The 17,436-nt window shown below is 72.9% G+C and carries 13 protein-coding genes; 10 read left to right on the top strand and 3 right to left on the bottom strand.

The annotated features are described in order from the left end of the window. Window position 1 precedes the first annotated feature (1 nt). A complete protein-coding gene (locus IZR02_RS11825; protein WP_025105595.1) occupies window positions 2-946 on the bottom strand; it encodes a quinone oxidoreductase family protein in 945 nt (314 codons plus the stop codon). A 23-nt stretch (window positions 947-969) separates the two neighbouring features. Further along, the gene (gene hrpA, locus IZR02_RS11820; RefSeq protein WP_217316479.1) at window positions 970-4,944 is read right to left on the bottom strand and encodes an ATP-dependent RNA helicase HrpA; all 3,975 of its coding nucleotides are present in this window, start codon (window positions 4,942-4,944) and stop codon (window positions 970-972) included. Window positions 4,945-5,010: 66 nt separating this feature from the next. On the opposite strand from hrpA, the gene IZR02_RS11815 reads away from it, so the two are divergent. The 7 genes from IZR02_RS11815 to IZR02_RS11785 all read left to right on the top strand — a co-directional run bounded on the left by IZR02_RS11815 (window position 5,011) and on the right by IZR02_RS11785 (window position 12,837). Beyond that, window positions 5,011-6,234 carry a heparan-alpha-glucosaminide N-acetyltransferase domain-containing protein gene (locus IZR02_RS11815; RefSeq protein ID WP_231729478.1) on the top strand — a complete coding sequence of 408 codons (1,224 nt, stop codon included), beginning with the start codon at window positions 5,011-5,013 and terminating at the stop codon, window positions 6,232-6,234. Window positions 6,235-6,289: 55 nt separating this feature from the next. Then, window positions 6,290-7,126, top strand: coding sequence for an aldo/keto reductase (locus IZR02_RS11810; RefSeq protein ID WP_025105597.1), 837 nt, complete (start codon window positions 6,290-6,292; stop codon window positions 7,124-7,126). A gap of 163 nt (window positions 7,127-7,289) precedes the next feature. Continuing rightward, window positions 7,290-7,859: an FMN reductase gene (gene msuE, locus IZR02_RS11805; RefSeq protein WP_025105598.1), complete on the top strand. Its 570-nt coding sequence runs from the start codon at window positions 7,290-7,292 to the stop codon at window positions 7,857-7,859. 40 nt (window positions 7,860-7,899) lie between these two features. Further along, window positions 7,900-9,699 carry a thioredoxin domain-containing protein gene (locus IZR02_RS11800; protein WP_025105599.1) on the top strand — a complete coding sequence of 600 codons (1,800 nt, stop codon included), beginning with the start codon at window positions 7,900-7,902 and terminating at the stop codon, window positions 9,697-9,699. A 165-nt stretch (window positions 9,700-9,864) separates the two neighbouring features. Beyond that, complete coding sequence (gene hisC, locus IZR02_RS11795; RefSeq protein WP_025105600.1) at window positions 9,865-10,968, top strand: histidinol-phosphate transaminase; 1,104 nt, start codon at window positions 9,865-9,867, stop codon at window positions 10,966-10,968. Continuing rightward, complete coding sequence (locus tag IZR02_RS11790) at window positions 10,965-12,356, top strand: amino acid permease (protein WP_025105601.1); 1,392 nt, start codon at window positions 10,965-10,967, stop codon at window positions 12,354-12,356. The genes hisC and IZR02_RS11790 overlap by 4 nt, the downstream gene beginning before the upstream one ends. 1 nt (window position 12,357) lies before the next feature. Further along, the gene (locus IZR02_RS11785; RefSeq protein ID WP_025105602.1) at window positions 12,358-12,837 is read left to right on the top strand and encodes an Lrp/AsnC family transcriptional regulator; all 480 of its coding nucleotides are present in this window, start codon (window positions 12,358-12,360) and stop codon (window positions 12,835-12,837) included. 33 nt (window positions 12,838-12,870) lie between these two features. On the opposite strand, the gene IZR02_RS11780 is transcribed toward IZR02_RS11785, so the two are convergent. Next, the gene (locus IZR02_RS11780) at window positions 12,871-14,424 is read right to left on the bottom strand and encodes a dolichyl-phosphate-mannose--protein mannosyltransferase (protein ID WP_025105603.1); all 1,554 of its coding nucleotides are present in this window, start codon (window positions 14,422-14,424) and stop codon (window positions 12,871-12,873) included. 83 nt (window positions 14,425-14,507) lie between these two features. On the opposite strand from IZR02_RS11780, the gene rsmI reads away from it, so the two are divergent. The 3 genes from rsmI to IZR02_RS11765 all read left to right on the top strand — a co-directional run bounded on the left by rsmI (window position 14,508) and on the right by IZR02_RS11765 (window position 17,413). Then, window positions 14,508-15,329 (top strand): 16S rRNA (cytidine(1402)-2'-O)-methyltransferase, encoded by an 822-nt coding sequence (rsmI, locus tag IZR02_RS11775; RefSeq protein WP_025105604.1) that lies wholly within the window; start codon window positions 14,508-14,510, stop codon window positions 15,327-15,329. A 140-nt stretch (window positions 15,330-15,469) separates the two neighbouring features. Next, window positions 15,470-16,108, top strand: a complete 639-nt coding sequence (locus IZR02_RS11770) for a class I SAM-dependent methyltransferase (protein ID WP_025105605.1) — start codon at window positions 15,470-15,472, stop codon at window positions 16,106-16,108. A gap of 210 nt (window positions 16,109-16,318) precedes the next feature. Next, complete coding sequence (locus tag IZR02_RS11765) at window positions 16,319-17,413, top strand: LacI family DNA-binding transcriptional regulator (RefSeq protein ID WP_025105606.1); 1,095 nt, start codon at window positions 16,319-16,321, stop codon at window positions 17,411-17,413. Window positions 17,414-17,436: the final 23 nt, after the last annotated feature.

Raw genomic sequence — 17,436 nt, 5'->3', positions numbered from 1 at the left:
CTCAGGGGACGAGGATGATCTTCCCCGAGGCGGCGCCGGTCTCCATGAGCTCATGGGCCCGCGCCGCCTCGGCGAGAGGCAGCTCCGGGCCGAGCTCGATGGTGAAGTCGCCCGCGGCCAGCAGGTCGACCGTCTTCTGCAGCGCCTCGGCGCGCCACTCCAGCTCCTGCGGCGTGAGCGGCTCGGGCGAGCCGCCGGAGAACGCCCGGATGCCGAAGTCGGCCGCGTCGGGACCGCGGACGATGGTCGCGATGCGGTCGCGGTCGGCGACCAGGGCGAGGGAGGTCTCGATCGCCTCGTCGGTGCCTGCGCAGTCCAGGACGACGGTCACGGGGGAGGGGGCCGCGGCGCGGACGCGGTCGAGCAGGCCGTCGCCGTAGGTCACGGGGATCGCGCCGAGCTCGCGGAGCTGGTCGTGCCGGGCGGGGCTCGCGGTGGCGATCACGGTCGCGCCCCAGGCGACCGCGAACTGCACGGCGGCCTGGCCGACCGCACCAGAGCCCGCGTGCACGAGGAGCACGTCGTCGGCCGTCACGGCGAGCGAGCGGAGGGACTGATAGGCGGTGCCGGCGGGGATGCCGATCGCCGCCCCCTCGGCCGCGGTGACGGCGTCCGGGAGCTTCACGAGCTTGTCGGCCTCGACCGCGAGGGCGGAGGCGTAGGTCCCGAGCGTGTCGCGGATCGCGACGCGGTCGCCGACCTCGAACCCGTCGACGCCTTCGCCCAGCACCTCGATGACTCCCGCGCCGTCGAACCCGACCGGACGCGGCTCGGTGATCGGCGCGGAGGGGCGCTTGCCGCCGCGGAGCTTGGCGTCGATGGGGTTGGCGCCGGCCGCCTCGATGCGCACCAGCGCTTCGCCGCGGACGGGCACGGGGTCAGGCACCTCCATCAGGTGGAGGACAGCGGGGGATCCGAACTCGGTGTAGACGATCGCGCGGGCCATGCCCTCAGGCTACCCGGCGGGGGTCACTTCCCCGCGAGGGCCTTGGTGATCCGCTGCGGCGACACCGGCTGCGCGGTGCCGAGACGCTGGGCGAAGACGCTGACCCGGTACTCCTCCAGGAGCCAGCGCACCTCGACGATCGCGGGGGGAGCGTCGGGCGCGAGGGGGATCGTGCCGCCGGCGTCCGCGAACAGCACCGCCATCCGCTCGAACTCCGTCATCCGCGCGCGGTCCTTGCCCGGCTCGTTCGCGAGGGTCTTCAGCCGGTCGATCATGCCGTCGAGGTACCGGGGGAAGTGGGCGAGCCGGTCGACCCCCGCCGCCGCGACGAAGCCGGGATGCAGCAGTCCGGAGAGCTGGGTGCGGATGTCGTTCAGCGGGCCGAGCAGCGCCAGCGCGTTCTGCGCCTTGATGCCCCGCTCCACCTCCCGCGCCTTCGTGAGGATGCGGGCGACGAGGGAGACGCAGGCGAAGAGCTCGTCGACGAGCACGGCCGAGACGGCGTCGCGCACGCGGGCGAACTCGGCCTCGGTGCGCACGACGCCGCGGTCGCGGCCGTCGGCGCCTCCGGTCGACGCGTCGATCACTCGACGGGCGACGGCGGCCCGGCAGTCCTCGATGAGCGCGGCCGCCGACGGATACGGCGAGGCGGCGAGTGCGAGCTTCTCCTGGCTGGTGAGGTGCTGCTGCACGTACGACGACGGCGACGGCACCGCGAGCAGGACGAGACGGAGCACGCCGTCGCGCGTGGCGGCGGCCGCGGCGTCGGGAGTCGCCTCGACCCGCACCGACACGCTCGTGCCGGCATCGACGATCGCCGGATACCCCCGGACGACTCCGCCCGCGACCTTGGTGTCGATGACCGCCGGGAGGTCGCCGAACGTCCACGCCGTCAGCCCGGTCTGCTCGACCGGAGCGGCGGCCACGCGCTCCGCCCCGCGCGGTCCCGGTGCCTCCGCACGCCCGGGGCGCGCGATGGAGCGGGCGACGCTGCTGCGCGCGCGGTCGGCGAGCTGAGCCTGCAGCGCCCGGAGATCGCGCCCCGAACCGACCACGCGTCCCCGCTCGTCCACGGCGCGGAAGTTCATGCGCAGATGCGCCGGCACCCGTTCGTCGTCGAAGTCGGCGGCTGTGACCACCTGGTTCGCGAGCGGCTGCACGAGCCGCGCGAGCGCCTCCTTGAGGGTGCGCGGGGGGAGACCGCCGTGCACCTCCGGACCCTCGTCGGCCAGCGCCGCCCCGAACTTCTCCGCCCAGTCGGCGGCGGGGACGACGTGGCGCCGGATGGCCTTGGGCAGCGCACGCAGCAGTCCGGTGACGAGCTCGGCGCGCAGCCCGGGCACCTGCCAGTCGAAGCCGCGGTCCTCGATCTGGGCGAGAAGCGGCAGAGGCAGCACGACGCTCACGCCGTCGTCCGGTGTGCCCGGCTCGAACCGGTACGCGAGGCCGAGCACCTGGTCGCCCTGCGTCCACCGGGTCGGGAACTCGCGCTGGTCGGCGCGGTCCTCGTCGTCGATGAGGTCGCTCTCGCGCATCACGAGCAGCTTCGGCGTCGTCGTCAGCGCCTCGCGCCACCACTTCTCGAACGACCGCACGTCGAACACGTCGGCGGGGATGCGCTCGTCGTAGAAGCGGAAGACGGCCTCGTCGCCGGCCAGGATGTCGCGACGCCGCTCGCGCTCCTCGAGCTTCTCCAGACGACGGCGGAGCTCGGCGTTGCTGCGCCAGAACGCACTGACCCGCTTGTCGATGCGGGACGGGTCCCACTCGCCCTCGACGAGCGCATGGCGGACGAAGAGCTCGCGCGAGGCGGCCCGGTCGATGCGGGCGAACTGCACTCGTCGGCGTGGGATGATCTCGACCCCGAACAGCGTGACCTTCTCGAACGCCACGGCGGCTCCGGCGTCCTTGGACCAGTGCGGCTCGGTGACCTGGCGCTTCGCGAGGTCGCCGGCGAGGGGCTCGGCCCAGGCGGGGTCGATCGCGGCGACGGTGCGGGCGAAGGTGCGGGAGGTCTCCACGATCTCGGCGGCCATGACCGCCCGGGGGCTCTTCTTGCGCAGCCCCGACCCCGGGAAGATCGAGAACCGGATGCCCCGCGCGCCCCGGTACTCCGTGATCCGGCGGCGGGCGTCCTTCGCGGGAGAGTGGGCCTTCCCCGCGGGGGCGGTGCGCTCGTCGAGGACGCCGATCTGCGACAGCAGGCCGGAGAGCAGCGCGCGGTGGATGGCATCCGGATCGGCCGCGCCGCTCGGCTCCGTCCCGCGGTCGGGGCTCTTGACGAGTGTCCGGAGCTGGCGGTGCACGTCGAACCACTCGCGGACCCGCACGTAGTTGAGATGCTCGCTGCGGCACAGCCGGCGGAACGCGCTGGAGCCGAGCTCGCGCTGCTGTTCGCGCAGGTGGTTCCAGAGGTTCAGGAGGGTGAGGAAGTCGCTCGTCGGGTCCACGAAGCGCGCGTGCAGCCGGTCGGCCTCCTCGCGCCGCTCCTCCGGTCGCTCGCGCACGTCCTGGATGGACAGCCCCGCCACGATCGCGAGCACGTCCCGCAGTACCGACGGGGTCCCTGAGCCTGTCGAAGGGCCTGACCCCCGCTGGGTCCCTGAGCCTGTCGAAGGGCCCGCCTCGATGAGCATGCGCGCGAACCGCGGGTCCATCGGCATCCGGGCGATGTCGCGCCCGATGCGGGTGAGCCGGGGACCGTCGTCCGGCCCCTGCGCCGGCCGGAGGGCGCCGAGCTCGGTGAGCAGGTCGAACGCCGCCTTCACACCCCGGGAGTCGGGCGGGGTGAGGAACGGGAACGCGGTGATGTCGCCGAAGCCCAGCGCGAGCATCTGCAGGATGACGGAGGCGAGGGAGGTGCGCAGGATCTCGGGTTCGGTGAACTCGGGACGCCGCGCGTAGTCCTCCTCGGAGTACAGGCGGATGGCGATGCCGTCACTCGTACGGCCGGCGCGCCCGGAGCGCTGATTCGCCGAGGCCTGGGAGATGGCTTCGATGGGCAGCCGCTGCACCTTCGAGCGGTTGCTGTACCGGGAGATGCGCGCGGTGCCGGTGTCGATGACGTACTTGATGCCGGGCACCGTGAGGCTCGTCTCGGCCACGTTCGTCGCGAGCACGACCCGGCGACGGACGCCGGCCACGGTGCTGCGCTCGAACACCCGGTGCTGCTCCGCGGCGGAGAGCCGGCCGAACAGGGGGAGGACCTCGGTGGGCGAACGATCCTTGGCGTAGGCGGCCCGCACGGCGTCGGCCGCGTCCCGGATCTCCGCCTCGCCCGGCAGGAACACGAGCACATCGCCGGGCGCCTCCCGGTCGAGCTCGCGGAGCGCCGCGACGATCGCGCTCACCTCGTCCTCCGGCTCGCCGGCGGCGTCCTGCTCCGCGTCCTCGTCGACGAGCGGGCGATAGCGGATCTCGACGGGATACGTGCGCCCCGACACCTCGATGACCGGCGCGGGGGTGCCGTCAGCGGCGGCGAAGTGCCGCGCGAAGCTCTCCGGGTCGATCGTGGCGGAGGTGATGATCACCTTCAGGTCCGGGCGCTCCGGGAGGATGCGGGCGAGGTAGCCCAGCAGGAAGTCGACGTTGAGGGAGCGCTCGTGCGCCTCGTCGATGATGATCGTGTCGTAGCGCGTCAGCAGCCGGTCGCGGTGGATCTCGTTGAGGAGGATCCCGTCGGTCATCAGCGCGATCCGGGTCTCGTCGGAGACCTTGTCGGTGAAGCGCACCTTGTATCCGACGAGCGTGCCGAGCTCGACCCGCAGCTCCTCGGCCACGCGCTCCGCGATCGTGCGGGCGGCCAGCCGTCGGGGCTGGGTGTGGGCGATGCGCTCGCGGCCCAGCTCCAGCGCGATCTTGGGGAGCTGGGTGGTCTTCCCCGATCCGGTCGCGCCGGCGACGATGACGACCTGGTGGTCGCGGATGGCGTCGGAGATCTCGTCCCTGGCCGCGCTGACGGGCAGCTCCGGAGGGTAGGAGATCACGGGGGAGGACATAGCCCTCCATCGTATGCCGGGATGCACACCGGGGTCGCCGCGATCGCCGCATACGATCATCGGGTGATGACTGCTCTCCGCCCCGTGCGCTGGTTCCGTGATTTCGGGCGGCCGCCGCGCATCCTCGGTCTCGACGTCGCGCGGGGTCTGGCGATCCTCGGCATGGCCGGTGCCCACGTCGGCGTGACGGAGGCGTTCGAGTGGGGCGACCCGACCACGTGGACCGACCTCGTGCACGGCCGCTCGTCGATCCTCTTCGCGCTGCTCGCCGGCGTCTCCATCGCCCTCATGACCGGGCGCGACGTGCTGCCGGGACGGGAGCGCCTCCCGGGCATCCGCCTCAACCTCGTGGGCCGCGGCGCGGTGATCTTCGTGATCGGCCTCGCCCTGGAGCTCCTCAACACGCCGATCGCCGTGATCCTCACCCTCTACGGCCTGCTCTACGTCGCGGTCCTCCCCGTGCTGCGGTGGCGGCCCCGGCAGCTGCTCCTCGGCGCCGCCGTCCTCGCCCTCGCCGGTCCGGCGCTGCTCGCTCTGCTCAGCGCGGTGGCGCTGCAGCCGTTCGGTGCGGGCATCGGGTTCGTGCTCTACGGCACCTATCCGATCACCGTGTGGCTGGCTCTCGTGCTGGGCGGCATGGCTCTGGGCCGGCTCCGGGTGCAGGAGCTGCGCACGGCCGTCGTCGCCCTCGTCGTCGGCGTGGTCCTCGCCGCGATCGGCTACGGTCTGGGTGCCCTCGGAGCGGGCGCGGGGCTGGGCGGGACGGAGTCGATCGTCTCCTCGACGAGCGCGTCCTCCGGGAGCGAGAGCATCGAGATCCTTCCCGGCGAGAGCCTGTCGTCGTCTTTCATCCCCGACGATGTGATGCCGCCGTCCGGCTGGGAGAGCTACCCTGAGGCGCTCGCCGCGACGGATCCGCTCGGCTCCATGGTCCGCGCGGTCTTCGCCGTCGACCCGCACAGCGGCGGCACCGCCGAGATCCTGGGCTCCGGCGGGTTCGCCCTCGCGGTGATCGCCCTGTGCCTGCTCCTGAGCCGTCCGCTGCGCTGGCCGCTGCTGCCCCTCGGCGCGCTGGGGTCCATGCCGCTCACGGCATACAGTGTGCACGTCGTCTCCGTCGTCCTCGTCGCCGGCCCCGGAGGCTTCATCGCGGACAACGCCTTCTGGGCGCTCACCGCCGTAGGGCTCTTGCTGGTCACGACGCTGTGGGCGATGTTCGTCGGACGTGGTCCCCTGGAACGCCTCGTCGGAAAGGGCGCCGCCGCGATGGCCGCCGTCCCTCGCCGCTGACGCTTTTCGTCATCCGCACGGGCGCACCTGTCATCACAGGTCCTAGGCTGGGGGGATGACCATTCCTGCACTCGAACTGAACGACGGCAACTCCATCCCCCAGCTGGGCTACGGCGTCTTCAAGGTGCCGCCGGCAGAGACCGAGCAGGCGGTGAGCGAGGCCCTCGAGATCGGGTACCGCCACATCGACACCGCCGCGATCTACGGCAACGAGGAGGGCGTCGGCGCGGCCATCGCGTCCTCCGGCATCCCACGCGAGGAGCTCTTCGTCACCACGAAGCTGTGGAACGACCGCCACCACGACGACGAGCCTCGCGCCGCCATCGGCGAGAGCCTCGAGAAGCTCGGCCTGGAGCAGGTCGACCTCTACCTCGTGCACTGGCCCACCCCGGCGAAGGACGACTACGTCCACGCGTTCGCGAAGCTCGTCGAGCTGCGCGACGCGGGCCTGACCCGCAGCATCGGCGTCTCGAACTTCCTCGTGCCGCACCTGGAGCGCACGGTGAAGGAGACCGGCGTCGTCCCGGCCGTGAACCAGATCGAGCTGCACCCGGCGTACCAGCGCCGCGAGGAGGTCGCCTGGGCCGAGGCCAACGGCGTCCGCATCGAGGCCTGGGGTCCGCTCGGCCAGGGCAAGTACGACCTCTTCGGCACCCCGGCGATCGCGGAGGCGGCCGCCGCCCACGGCGTGACCCCCGCACAGGCCGTCCTGCGCTGGCACCTGCAGAAGGGCATCATCGTCTTCCCGAAGTCGGTGCGTCCGGAGCGTCTGCGCGAGAACCTCGACGTGTTCGGCTTCGAGCTGACCGACGCCGAGATCGCCGCGATCGACGCGCTCGACCCGCTCGACGGCTCCGGCCGCGTGGGCTCGCACCCGGACGAGGTCAACTGATCCCGCCCTCATACCGGCCGCGGGCTCGGCACTGACGCCGTCACCGGGCCAGCACTGACCGGAGCCTTGCTCCCGAGCCCGCGGCCCGCGGCTCGTCTCCGTTCCATGACGCCCCGTGTCGCTTCGCGCGACACGGGGCGTCCGCGTGGGTACCGTCGAGCCCATGACAGCTCCGCTCCGCGTCGTCGCCGTCTCGGGCTCCCTCCACGAGCCGAGCAAGACCACCGCCCTCCTCCGTGCGATCACCGCCGCGGTCGCCGAGCGCGCCCCGGTCGAGGCGCAGCTGATCGAGCTCACGCAGGTCGGGCCCTCGCTCGCGGGTGCTCTCACCCGTGACCAGCTCCCGCCGGAGGTGGAGGCACAGCTGCAGGCGATCGAGACAGCCGACCTGCTCATCGTGGGCAGCCCGGTGTACCGCGCCTCGTTCACGGGGCTGTTCAAGCACCTGTTCGACTTCGTGGACCAGTACGCCCTCGTCGGCACGCCGGTGCTCCTCGCGGCGACCGGTGGCGGCGAGCGACACGCGCTCATGATCGAGCACCAGCTGCGCCCGCTGTTCGCGTTCTTCCAGGCGCTCACCCTCCCGCTTGGCGTGTACGCGAGCACGACCGACTTCGACGGCTACGAGGTGGCGACGGACGTGCTGCGTGCGCGGATCGCGCTCGCGGCCGAGCGGGCCCTCCCGCTCGTCGGCTACACCCTGTCCCGTCCCGCGGAGCTGCTCGTCGGCTGATCCTGGTCCGGAGCCGGTGAGCCCGGCTTAGCGTGGGAGCATGAACCGTCTCGCCGACACCCTCAGCCCCTATCTGCGGGCCCACGCCGACAACCCCGTCGACTGGTATCCCTGGGGAGAGGAGGCCTTCGCCGAGGCGCGCCGCCGGGACGTGCCGATGCTGATCTCGATCGGCTACTCCACCTGCCACTGGTGCCACGTGATGGCGCGCGAGTCGTTCGCCGACCCGGAGACCGCCGCCCGCATCAACGAGGGGTTCGTCGCGGTGAAGGTCGACCGCGAGGAGCATCCGCACGTCGACGGGGCCTACATGGCCGCCGCGTCGGCGTTCACGCAGAACCTCGGCTGGCCGCTCACGGTGTTCACCACGCCTGCCGGACGCGCCTTCTACGCGGGGACGTACTGGCCGCCGGAGGCGCGACCGCCGGTGCCCGCGTTCCGCGATGTGCTGGCCGCGGTGCGCGAGGCGTGGACGACGCGACGGGCGCAGGCCGAGGAGTCCGCCGACGCGGTGACCGCGGCGCTCGCCGAGGCGGCGGAGACCACGGCATCGAGCCTCCCGGACGCCACGGCCCTCGCGGAGGCCGCCCGCGGTCTCGTCGCCAGGGAGGACGCGGAGTTCGGCGGCTTCGGCGGAGCTCCGAAGTTCCCGGTGGCCACGACCCTGCGGTTCCTCCAGGAGCCCCTCATCCGCGCGGCCGCACCGGAGGCGGCGGCTGCGGCCGAGCGCGCCCTCGCGGCGATGGCGGCCTCAGATCTGCGTGACGCCGACGGCGGGTTCTTCCGCTACGCGACCCGGCGTGACTGGACGGTGCCGCACTACGAGCGCATGCTGACCGACAACGCCCAGCTGCTCGAGGTCGCCCTCGACGCCGGCGACGAGGAGACCGCCCGCGGGATCGCCCGCTTCCTGCTCGGCACGCTGCGGCAGGAGGGCGGCGGCTTCGGCGCTGCGCAGGATTCCGAATCGTGGATCGACGGGGCCCGCAGCGAGGGGGGCTACTACCTCCGTCCCGTCGCGGAGCGCGCGGCGCTGGAGCCGCCCGCCGTGGACGGCAAGGTCATCACGGGATGGAACGGGCTCGCGATCGCGGCACTCGCCCGGGCGGGGGCGGCGCTCGGCGACGACGCGTGGATCGCCGCCGCTGCGGAGGCCGCCGCTGCCGTGCTCGACACCAACAGCGGGGCCGACGGCGCGCTCGTGCGGGCATCGCTGGACGGCCGCGCTTCCGCCGCGGTCGCCACGGCCGCCGACCTCGCGCTGCTCGCCGAGGGCCTGTTCGCCCTCGCGGCGGCCACGGGCGACGTCGCTCCGGCCGCTACGGCCCTGAGCCTCCTCGACGGAGCGCTGGACGGCGCCGCGGGGGACGACCCGATGCTCCGCGCGCAGGGCATCGCCGCCTCGCCCGACCACACCGACGGCGACCTCCCCTCCGACACGGCGGCGGTCGCGCAGGCCGCGCTCACCGCCTGGCGGCTGGGAGCGGGGGACCGCTATCGCGCGGCAGCGGCGGAGCGGGTGGAGGCCCTCGCCTCCCGGGCGCTCGCCCAGCCCTTCGCCCACGGCAGTCTGCTCCGGGTCGCCGCCGGACTCGCCACCGCGCCGCGGCAGCTCGTCGTGGTGACGGAGGATCCGGGTGGGGCGCTCGCCGCCGCGGCCCGCGGAGCCGATGCCGATGTCGTCGCCGTCGTCACGCCGGCGCAGGCCGCGGCGTTCGGCGCCGCGGGGTTCGAGCTGTTCGAGGGCAAGGAGGCGACCGCCGAGCGCGCCTACGACTGCCGCGCCTTCGTGTGCCGCCTGCCGGTGAGCGATCCGGCCGCGGTCTCGCGCGCACGGTGAGCGCCCCTCCCCGGCGCAGCGCTGTGCATTCTGCCTACCGCGCGGCGTCCGTCTGCCCGTCGAGTGCGCGCGATGCGCAGCTTCGAGTGCACGGTTTGCCCAGCGCCCGCGATCCGTTCTAGGGTGACGCGACCCCTCTCGGATCACAGCAAGGATGCTCTGACGATGACTCTCTCCGCCCGCGCCGGTCTCGACGCCGTGCCCGCCTACCGACAGGGGCGCTCCGCCCCGGCCGGTGCCTCCAAGCTCTCCTCGAACGAGTCCCCGCATCCGCCGCTGCCCTCCGTCGTGCGCGCCGTGCAGGACCGGGTGGCCGGCATCCACCGCTACCCGGACATGAGCGCCTCCGCGGTCCGGGAGGCGCTCGCCGCCCGGTACGCCGTGGACCCGGCGCAGGTGACCGTCGGCGCGGGGTCGGTGGAGATCGCCGCCCAGCTCATCCACGCGGTCGCCGGCGAGGGGGACGAGGTCGTCTTCGCATGGCGGTCCTTCGAGGCCTACCCCTCGCTCGTCCGGATCGCGGGCGCGACGCCCGTCGCCGTGCCGCTGGATGCCGATCACGGACACGATCTCGACGCGATGCGCGCCGCGATCACCCCGCGCACACGTCTCGTGTTCGTGTGCAACCCCAACAACCCGACCGGCACGGTCGTCGACGCCGAGGCTCTGGAGCGCTTCGTCGCCGCGGTGCCGCACGACGTCCTCGTCGTCATCGACGAGGCTTACGTGCACTTCGACCGCACGGACAGCCGCGGCGCCGGGATCGAGCTGTTCCGCCGTCACCCGCACGTCGCGGTGCTGCACACGTTCTCCAAGGCGTACGGCCTGGCCGGGCTCCGCATCGGCTACGCGATCGCCCCCACCGCGATCGCCGAGGCGCAGCGCAAGGTGGCCGTGCCGTTCGGGGTCACCGACCTCGCCCAGGCCGCGGCCCTCGCCTCGCTCGCCGCGGAGGACGAGCTCGCCGTCCGCATCGACGAGGTCGTGGCGCAGCGCGATCGGCTGTACACCGTGCTCACCGCCGCCGGCTGGCCCGCCGTCCGCTCGCAGGCCAACTTCGTCTGGGTCCCCGCGGGGGAGCGCACTGCCGAACTCGACGCCCTCCTGCATGCCGGCGGCGTGGTCGCCCGCGCCTTCCCCGGCGAGGGCATCCGCATCTCGTCCGGCTCCGCCGCCGACATCGACAGGGTGGAAGCCGCCCTTGCGGTCTCCGGCGACGCCGCGCACGAGTCCGACCACGATTCCGACCTGATGGAGGTGGGCGCGTGACCACCGAGGTCCCCGTCACCACGACGACCACGAAGGGCCTGCACCCGGGCCTCACCCGCCGCCAGATCTCCATGATGGGGCTCGGCGGCGCGATCGGCGCGGGGCTGTTCGTCGGCTCCGGGCAGGCGATCAGCATCGCGGGACCCGCCGTGCTCATCTCCTACCTCGTCGCGGGCGGCATCGTCGTGCTCGTGATGGCGATGCTCGCCGAGATGGTGGCGGCGCGGCCGAGCTCCGGCGCCTTCAGCTCCTACGCCCAGAAGGCCATGGGGCGCAGCGCCGGCAGCGCGGTGGGCTGGCTGTACTGGATCCAGCTCGTCGTCGTGATCGCCGCCGAGGCGACCGGCGCGGCCGGGATCGTGGCGAACTGGGTACCCGGGATCCCCGCGTGGGTGTGGGTGCTCGTGTTCGTCGTGGCGCTCACCGCGGTGAACCTCTTCGGCGTGCGCAACTACGGCCGTTTCGAGTTCTGGTTCGCGGCGATCAAGGTCGCCGCGATCGTCGCCTTCCTCGTCGTCGGCGTGTGCGCGATCATCGGACTCATCCCCGGCGTGCCGGCGACCGGCATCTCGAACCTGGTGGATGAGGGCGGCTTCGCCCCGCACGGCATCACCGGCATCGCCGCGGCGCTCCTCATCGTCGTCTTCGCGTTCGGCGGCACCGAGGTCGTCGCGATCGCGGCCGCCGAGTCGGACGACCCCTCCCGCAACATCCGCCGGATCGTGCGCGAGGTGCTGGTGCGCATCCTCGTCTTCTACGTCGGCTCGATCTTCGTCATCGTCGCGGTGCTCCCGTGGGACGACCCCGCCGTGCAGGCTGGTCCGTTCTCGGCGGTCCTGGACACCCTGAACGTGCCGGGCGTCGGCCTCGTGATGGACCTCATCGTGGTGATCGCGCTGCTCTCGGCCATGAACGCCAACATCTACGGCGCCTCCCGGATGGCGTACTCGCTGGGGGAACGCGGGCTGGCGCCGCTGTCCGTCACCCGGACGAGCCTCAAGGGCGTGCCGTTCGTCGCCGTCCTCGCCTCGGTGGCCTTCGGCTTCGTGACCGTGGGACTCAACTGGGCCTTCCCGGACGTGGTGCTCCCGGCGCTGCTGAACGTCGTGGGGTCGACCCTGCTGGTGATCTGGACGGCGACGGCGATCTCCCAGATCGTGCTGCGCCGGCGGGCCGACCGTGCCGGCGAGGCGATGCCCATGCGGCTCTGGGGCTTCCCCTGGGTGTCGTGGCTGTGCCTCGTGCTGCTCGCCGCCGTGATCGCGCTCGCGATGATCGACCCGGCTGCGCGCATCCAGCTGCTGCTCACGCTCGGGCTCACCGCGGTGCTGCTCGTCGTCGCCCGCCTGACGCGGGGTGTCTCCCGCCCCGGCATCGTCAAGGAGTGACGTGCGGATCGATCGCCTCGACGCGGCGCTGATCCGGCTGCTGACGGAGTCGCCGCAGCTGCCCCTCCTGGAGTGCGCGCGCCGGCTGGGCATCGCGCGGGGGACGGCCACGAGCCGCCTCGCGCGCCTGCACGAGGGTGGCGTGATCGAGGCGATCGTGCCGCGCATCGACCCCGCCGGCTTCGGGTACGGCGTCGTGGCGTTCTGTCTCGTCGAGATCGATCAGAAGGTGGGGCACGACGACGTCGCGACCGCCCTCGCGGACGCGGTGCCGGAGATCGTCGACATGCACACGGTGACCGGCGCGAGCGACATGCAGCTTCGGCTCGTCGCCCGCGATGCGACCCGCCTCCAGGAGGTGCTGGACCGGGTCGCCCTTGTGCCGGGGGTCGCGCGGACCGCGTCCTCCATCGCGATGCGCACGCATCTCTCGGGTCGCGTGCTCCCGCTCGTGGAGCACGTGGCCGACGAGGTCTCCTGACCCGGGCTCGGGGTCCGGTCGGTCAGACGCCGGTCAGACCCAGCCCGGCAGCCAGTTGTGCAGGCGCCAGAAGTCGTAGGGCACGCTCATCCCCGTCCACAGCGGCAGGAAGAACGCCGAGACGAGGACGACGACGCCGAGGAAGATCAGGACGGTCCGCTGTCCCGACTGGCGGCGCGGGAGCGGGTCCTCCCGGCGCCCGGCGATGATCCGCAGTGTGGCGGTGAGCGCGAGCACGAGGAACGGCATCATCACGACCGTGTAGAACTGGAAGATCGTCCGGTCGGGGAACATGAGCCAGGGCAGATAGGTCACCGCGAGCCCCACGAGCGGCAGGCTGAGCGCCGGGCCGACCGGCTGCCGCGTGATCCACCCGCGGATGAGGCGGTAGAGCAGGTACACGCTGGCCGCGACGCCGCCGTACCAGATGAGCGGGTTGGGGATCGCCGAGATCACGCCGATGCAGTGGTCGACGCCGCAGCCGGTGGGGTCGCTGTCGACCCACACCGCGGTGGGGCGGAGCAGGAAGGGCCACTCCCACGCCGGGCTCGCGTACGGGTGCCCGCGGGTGAGGCCCACGTGGAACCCGAGCATGGCCTCGTGATAGTTCCATAGGGCGATGAGAGGGTTCGGATCGCTGCCGCGGTCGTAGCCGTTCGCCGTCACCAGCCATCCGGTCCAGCTCGCGAGGTAGACCGCGAACGCGGGGACGACGAGGAGGACGAACGACACCGGCCCCTGGCGGAAGACCGCGGACGCCGGCCACACGACGACCCCGCCGCGGCGCCGGGCGAGGGCGTCGGTGATGACGACGTAGAGTCCGAAGCCCGCGAGCACGTACAGCCCCGACCACTTCACCGCCGCGGCGGCGCCGAGTGCGAGCCCTGCGGCGACGAGCCACGGACGACGCCAGAGGATCGGTCCCCACAGCGGGTGCTCGTCGTCGGGGTCCCGGCGTTCGAGCAGGGGGATCGTGCGCTGGCGGTCGATGAGCACGAACAGCACGCCCAGCAGCACGAAGAAGGTGAGGATGCCGTCGAGGAGCGCGATGCGGCTCATCACGATGCTGAGGCCGTCGATCGCGAGGAGCGTCCCCGCCACCGTCGCCGCCACGACGGAGCCGGTCAGGCGCCGGGCGATGAGGAAGACCAGCAGCACCGATCCCGCACCGAGGACGGCGGTCGCCAGACGCCAGCCGGCGCTGTTGTCCGGGCCGCCGATGGCCATGCCCAGCGCGATGAGCCACTTCCCGAGCGGCGGGTGCACGATGAAGGCGCCCTTGTTCGTCAGCGGGAGCTCCTGCAGGGTGATGAAGGCGTCGTTCGCGTTCTCGCCCCACACACCCTCGTAGCCGAGGCTCCACAGCGACCAGGCGTCCTTGACGTAGTAGGTCTCGTCGAAGGCGAGCTGGTGCGGATGGCCGACGTTCGCCAGGCGCAGCACCGCCGCGAGGGCCGTGACCAGCAGCGGGGCCAGCCAGCCGATCGCCCGGCCCCAGTCCGGAGCCTGCAGCACGCGGTCGCGGAGTCGCTCGTAGCGCGTGAGCCGCTCCTCGGGGAGGGGCAGGAGGGGCTCGGGCGCGGTCACCGGTCCAGTCTAGACACACTCCGCCCTGTGCTCCCGGTATGCCGGCTCCGGTCCCGTCTCAGGTCCACGCCTAAGCTGGGCGGGTGATCATCCTCGCCGCGACCCCGATCGGAAACCTGGGCGATGCGTCGCGGCGCCTCGTGGAGGTGCTGGAGAACGCGGAGATCGTCGTGGCGGAGGACACCCGCACGACGCAGCGCCTCCTGCAGGCCCTCGCGATCGACAACCGGCCCCGGCTGATCGCGCTGCACGACCACAACGAGAAGCAGAAGGCCGCGGAATTGGCCGCGCTCGCCGCGGAGACCGACCTCGTGGTGCTGAGCGATGCGGGCATGCCGACCGTGAGCGACCCGGGATACGGCCTCGTCGCTGAGGCGGTGGCGCAGGGGGTCACGGTGACCGCGATCCCGGGGCCTAGCGCGGTGCTCATGGCCCTGGCGATCTCGGGGCTGCCGACGGACCGCTTCACCTTCGAGGGGTTCCTGCCGCGGAAGCCGGGGGAGCGCCGGGCGACCCTTTCCGCCCTCGCCGCCGAGCCGCGCACGATGGTGTTCTTCGAGTCGCCCTCGCGCCTGGCGACGACCCTGACCGACATGGGGGCCGCTTTCGGCGCGGACCGCCGGATCGCCGTGTGCCGGGAGCTGACGAAGCTCTACGAGGAGGTCCGTCGTGGCACCGCGTCCGAGCTCGCCGCCTGGGCCGCCGACGGCGTGAAGGGCGAGATCGTGGTGGTCGTCGAGGGGGCACCGCGGCGGGAGGCCTCCCCGGAGGACGCCCTCGCCCAGGTACAGGCCCTGGTCGCGGACGGCACCCGCCTGAAGGATGCGGCCTCCGAGGTCGCGGCCCTGACGGGCTTGTCCTCCCGGGATCTGTATCAGGCGGCCCTGGCGGCGCGGTCGCGGTGACCCCCGTCGCAGATTCGCACCCCGGTTGCGGGGATGCGGGGGGCGGCTGCGGCATGAGCCCGGATCTGCGACCTCCCGCGGGACAGGATTCCCCCGCAGATTCGCACCCCGGTTGCGGGGATGCGGGGGGCGGCTGCGGCATGAGCCCGGATCTGCGGCCTCCCGCGGGACAGGACCCGGTCGCGCGCGCCTACGACGCGAGGGCCGCGGAGTACCGGGAGGTCGCGGGAGACCTGGGACTGATGGATCCCCGTGACCGCGAGCTCATCCGGCGGTGGCGCGAGGAGACCCCGGGGCGGCTGCTCGATGCGGGCTGCGGCCCCGGGCACTGGACGGCCTTCCTGCACGGGGGCGAGGGGCGGGACGTCGATGGGATCGACCTCTCCTCGGCTTTCATCCACGGGGCGCGGGCGCAGTACCCGCACCTCTCGTTCCATCACGGGTCGTTCCGGACGCTGCCTCAGGCATCGGGCACCGTCGGCGGCGTCCTCGCGTGGTACTCCGTGATCCACACGCCTCCTGCCGAGCTCCCGGACGTGTTCGCGGAGTTCGCCCGGGTGCTCGCCCCCGGCGGGAGCCTGCTCCTCGGGTACTTCGTCGGCGAACCCCGGGTGATCTTCCCTCATGCCGTCGCCCCCGCCTTCTTCTGGACCGCGGAGGCCCTGTCCCCGCTGCTCGCCGCGGCCGGTCTCGAGCTGCAGTGGTCCGAGACCCGCGAGCGCGAACCCGGCGAGATCAGCTCCCGCCCGCACGGAGCCCTCGGCGCCCTCCGCTCCTGACCTGCCCCGTCCACGCACGCCCTCGCAGGTCTGCACCGTGTCGGACATATGCACCGTGTCGCAGAGACTGGCCCCATCCCTGCGACACCGACGCGAATCTGCGCCGGCGCGCGGGAGGGGAGGGGGCACCGGGGGAGACTGTCCTACGCTGACAGGACCAGGACCAGGACCAGAAACCAGAACCAGAACCCGCGAGCGAGAGGAGTCCGCGTGAGCAAGGCCGCGACGGTGTACGACGTCGCCGACCGCGCCGGAGTGTCGATCGCGACCGTGTCGCGGGTGTTGCGCTCGCCGGAGGCCGTCCGTCCGGTGACCCGGGAGCGGGTGCTCGACGCGGTCGCCGCGCTGGGGTACGTCCCCAGTGGGAGCGCGCGGGGTCTCGCGGAGCGCCGGACCGGGGTGCTGGGGCTGTACTTCCCCGGATTCGACGCCGCCGAGGACGCTCCGCCCCTCGACGTGCTGTCCGCCGCCGCCCGCCCGCCGTTCACGGTCGTGTCGGACGAGCAGGACGCGCCGCACTCCTCCATGCTGTTCCTCGACGAAGTCCTCCGCGGCGCCGAGCTGGAGGCGTGGAAGCAGGGGTTCGTGCTCATGGTGGGCGTCGGCCGCGACGATCCCGACCGCTCCACCGTCCGCGACATGGCCGGCCGCGTGGACGGGCTCATGGTGCTCGCCCGCAGCGTGCCGGACGCCGTGCTCGCCCGGCTGGCCCGCCGTATCCCGGTGGTCGTGCTCTCCGGACCGCCGCGGGGCGATGCCTACGACCACGTCACGGTGAGCAACGTCGAGGCGATGGGGGAGCTGACCCGTCACGTGCTGTCCCAGGTCGGGGAGGGGGAGATCGCGTTCCTCGCCGGCCCGGCCGACTCGCCCGACGCCGAGCAGCGGTGGGAGGGCGTGTCGACCGCGCTCGCCGCCGCGGGGCGCGATCCGGCAGCGGTACGCATCCTCCGGGGCGATTTCACCCGCGCCTCCGGACGTCGGGCGGGGGAGCGGCTCGCGCACGAGGGCGTGCCCGCCGCGCTCATCGCCGCCAACGACCAGATGGCCCTCGGGGCGATGGACGTGTTCCGCGGGGCGGGCGTGCGGGTGCCGGACGACGTCCTCGTCACGGGGTTCGACGGCATCGAGGCGGCGACCCTGGTGTCGCCGCCGCTGACCACGATCCGGCAGCCGATGATCGAGCTCGGACGCGCGGCGGTGCAGGTGCTCGCGCGACGGCTGGAACAGCCGGACGCCCCGCCGCTCACCACGCGTCTGCCGCTCCAGATCCTCCTCCGCGAGAGCTCCACGCGCCCGGCCTGAGCCGACGCGACCGCACCGCCCCG

This window comes from Microbacterium paraoxydans (assembly GCF_019056515.1).
In the GTDB taxonomy this organism is placed as follows: Bacteria; Actinomycetota; Actinomycetes; order Actinomycetales; family Microbacteriaceae; genus Microbacterium.
The sequence above is the reverse complement of the archived record's forward strand: the minus strand, read 5'-3'. Positions and strand labels throughout refer to the sequence as shown.